The organism is Sulfurovum sp. (assembly GCF_041551015.1).
Taxonomy (GTDB): Bacteria; Campylobacterota; Campylobacteria; order Campylobacterales; family Sulfurovaceae; genus Sulfurovum.
Map to the genome: position 1 here is coordinate 1 of NZ_JBFENQ010000170.1, position 3432 is coordinate 3432.

General features: G+C 37.4%; 4 protein-coding genes and 1 pseudogene. All 5 read left to right on the top strand.

Annotated elements, in window-relative coordinates; translation table 11 throughout:
* Positions 1–309 (top strand): annotated as a pseudogene (locus ABZC96_RS09210) (tRNA uridine-5-carboxymethylaminomethyl(34) synthesis enzyme MnmG); the annotation flags it as partial.
* Between the two features lie 159 nt (positions 310–468).
* Positions 469–981 carry a ubiquinol-cytochrome c reductase iron-sulfur subunit gene (gene petA, locus ABZC96_RS09215; protein WP_373030634.1) on the top strand — a complete coding sequence of 171 codons (513 nt, stop codon included), beginning with the start codon at positions 469–471 and terminating at the stop codon, positions 979–981.
* A 9-nt stretch (positions 982–990) separates the two neighbouring features.
* Positions 991–2220 (top strand): cytochrome bc complex cytochrome b subunit, encoded by a 1230-nt coding sequence (locus ABZC96_RS09220; RefSeq protein ID WP_373030636.1) that lies wholly within the window; start codon positions 991–993, stop codon positions 2218–2220.
* A 1-nt stretch (position 2221) separates the two neighbouring features.
* Complete coding sequence (locus tag ABZC96_RS09225; protein ID WP_373030638.1) at positions 2222–3208, top strand: c-type cytochrome; 987 nt, start codon at positions 2222–2224, stop codon at positions 3206–3208.
* Entirely contained in the window at positions 3190–3315 is a 126-nt protein-coding gene (locus tag ABZC96_RS09230; RefSeq protein WP_373030640.1) for a hypothetical protein, read from the top strand. The genes ABZC96_RS09225 and ABZC96_RS09230 overlap by 19 nt, the downstream gene beginning before the upstream one ends.
* Positions 3316–3432: the final 117 nt, after the last annotated feature.

A 3432-nucleotide genomic window follows, 5' to 3' on the forward strand; every position in this document is an offset into this window, starting at 1 on the left:
ACGATCTTGCCTGAGTTTGACAAGTATGATGATGAGGTGATAGAACAAATTCTTATAGAAGCAAAATACAGCCGATATATTGAGAAACAGCAACAGCAGATTTTACAGATGGATGATATGCTTAAAATAAAAATACCGGAAGGTTTTGCCTATAGTCATATCTCAGGGTTGAGTAATGAGATAGTAGAAAAGCTTGAAATTGCTACACCACCTACACTATTTGCTGCGTCACAGATATCAGGTGTGACACCTGCAGCTTTGGAAATTATACATGTGCATATTAAAATGGCTCAAAAAGGAAAGAAATAGGTAATATATTATTTATGGAAATACTATAACAAAAAATGAGCTAACAAAGATAGACAATAGATTGTAATTGAATACCTATTCATTTTTAATTGTAAGTTAATTTAAAATTGTATACAATATAACACCGTATTATAATTATATACATCTAAAGGAAGAAGTATGGCAAATGAAGAAAAAAGTCGTCGTGACTTTATGGGTATGGCCCTTGGAGCTTGTGCTGCAGTGGGTGGTATAGGTGCACTTTATGCTGCAAAGCGTTCGTGGGATCCATTGCCAAGTGTAAAAGCAGCGGGATTTACTACAATTGATTTGGCAGGAGCACAACCAAATGTGCTTAATGTTGAAAAATGGAGAGGTAAGCCTATATTTGTTTTAAAAAAATCAGCAGATATGAAAGCAGATGAGAGAGATATTGTTATCGGTTCAGATAGATTTCATGTTTCTATCGGACTTTGTACACACTTAGGATGTATCCCTGCGTACAAAGCTACAGATAAGAAATTCTTATGTGCTTGTCATGGTGGAGAGTTTGATGCAAGTGGACATGAATCATTTGGTCCTCCTCCAAGTCCACTGGAAATCCCTCCATTTAAGATAGATGGAACGAAGCTTGTACTTGGTGAAGAAGGTCCTGAGTATAAAAAAATGCTAGCTGCTGGCATTACGGTATAAGGGGAGACGATGGCACATTTTGAAAAAGCAAATAGTCTTAATGAGTGGTTGGATCAACGTTTAGCAGTTAATACCATTAAAAAAGTGATGAACACTGAGTACTGGATTCCAAAAGATATTAACTTTCTTTGGGCTATGGGTATGGTACTTGCTGCAACATTTGGAATACTGGTTGTTTCTGGTATCTTTTTACTTATGTATTACAAGCCAGATACAAACTTAGCATTTGATTCTGTAAACTATACGATCATGAGTGAAGTAGGGTATGGTTGGTTATGGAGACATATTCACGGTGTGGGTGCATCTATTGTATTTCTTATCATTTATATTCATATGTTCACGGGTATCTATTATGGTTCATATAAAAAAGGTAGAGAGCTAATCTGGCTTTCCGGGATGGCACTTTTTGTTGCATTCTCGGCAGAAGCATTCTCTGGATATATGCTTCCTTGGGGACAGATGAGTTATTGGGCCGGTATGGTGATTACGAACCTGTTCTCTGGTGGTTCGCTTGAGGCATATGGACTTGTTGAGTGGATACGTGGAGATTATGTTCCAGGTGATGCATTCCTAACACGTTTCTTTATGTTGCACGTATTTCTTATACCATTGGTGATCATTGGGCTTATCGTACTTCACTTTGGTACACTTAGAATCCCACATGTAAACAACCAAGAGGGTACAGAGATAGACTTTAAAGAAGCTGCAGATCTTTGGAAAGAAGGTAAGAAAAAAGAGTCTAAAGTAATTCCTTTCTCTCCAGTATTCTTGAGTAAAGATGTCTTTGTAATGGGTGTATATTTTATACTCTTCTTTTACTTGGTATTCTATAACTTTAACTTTGCGATGGACCCGGTAAACTTTGACCCTGCAGATGGACTTAAAACCCCTGCACATATCTATCCTGAGTGGTATTTTTTATGGTCATATGAAATTTTACGTCCGTTTGGAAAAGATGCCGGTCTGATCGCATTTGGTATTGCACAGGCAGCCTTGTTCTTCTTGCCATTTATAGACAGAAGTCCAAATGTTGCACCAGCACATAAAAGAGGACTTTTCCAAATATGGTTCTGGGTATTGATCATTGATATGATAGCACTTACAGCGATGGGTAAATTACCTCCGACAGATCCTACATTTGCATTCATAGGTTTGGTTTCAGCATGGATATTCCTAGCACTTGGACCGATCTTGTTCATTATTACAATGTTCGAAAAAAAAATAGAGAAAGGAGCATAACATGAGAGAGTTAAAAATATTAGCAGTTGTTGTATTCTTTTCACTATTAACATATTATTTGGTAGAGCCTTATGCACACCATGAAATGCACAAAAAAGTAGATGCTCAAGGTATTGAGATCAAGATAGAGAGTGATGGATTTACTTATGACGGTACAGATGATATCGCTGAAGCTGAACGTAAAGGTGATGCAGCACTTGTGGCTCAGAAAAAAGCTTTCTGGTCAGATGTAAAAACAGTTGCATCACTTAAAGGTGACGCAGTAGCTGGTGAAGCTGGTTTTGGTATGTGTCTTGGTTGTCACAATGGTGCGAACATGAACATGGGCGGTGTAATTCCTCCTAATCTTGACCATGCAGGTGCTATTTATGATAAAAGCTATCTTATCGCACTGATCAAAGACCCTGCCATGGCATCAAATGTTGATCATAAATATGCAGATACAATGATGCATCCAATGGGTTCTATTAAAGCTATGTTGAGTGACAATCAGCAGATCGCTGATGTGGTAGCGTATATGCTTGAGAAAAAAGCAGGAGAAGTAACGCCTAAAGAAGCATATATGGAAGCGTGTGTAAGATGTCATGCTCTACGTTACGGTAAATTGACACAACTAGGTGATACACCTGCATTTAAATATGAAAAAGATGCACTTGCACATAAGATCAAAGTAATCGATGAACAGGATACTGTAAAAGCATACATGGGTAAACTACCTCCTGATCTCTCTATGATTATTAGAGCAAGAGGTGAGCACTTTATGGAGACATTTATAGAGAATCCACAAAGTCAGTTGGCTGGTACATCTATGCCTAGAGTTGGACTTAATCACGAAGGATATGAGAAAGTAAAAGCATACCTTACTGAAGTGGGTGACCCTAGTAAAGAAAAAAGAGAAGCACTTGGACCGATTGTTATTGGTTTCTTCATCCTCTTTACACTTCTTGCCTTTTTATGGAAGAAGTCACAATGGAGAGATTTACATTAATGGAACGTGATGAAGCAAAGCTTCATCTTACTACATTGACACTGAGCCTTCTTCAGCAGGAAGCTCACACAACTGGTTGTGTTAGTAAAATAGTAATTCTTTTTTAGGGCAAGGTTATACCTTGTCCTTACTTTCTTGATATACATCATCCCTTTTTTATCTACATTCTGCTACCCTAAGAAAAAATTTTAAAAAATTATACATTGGATTTTATATGCTTATAG

Excerpts from the sequence above, each read along its gene's own strand:
- ABZC96_RS09230 (WP_373030640.1), top strand. The coding sequence starts at position 3,190 with ATGGAGAGATTTACATTAATGGAACGTGATGAAGCAAAGCTTCATCTT.
- ABZC96_RS09220 (WP_373030636.1), top strand. The coding sequence starts at position 991 with ATGGCACATTTTGAAAAAGCAAATAGTCTTAATGAGTGGTTGGATCAA.
- ABZC96_RS09225 (WP_373030638.1), top strand. The coding sequence starts at position 2,222 with ATGAGAGAGTTAAAAATATTAGCAGTTGTTGTATTCTTTTCACTATTA.
- petA (WP_373030634.1), top strand. The coding sequence starts at position 469 with ATGGCAAATGAAGAAAAAAGTCGTCGTGACTTTATGGGTATGGCCCTT.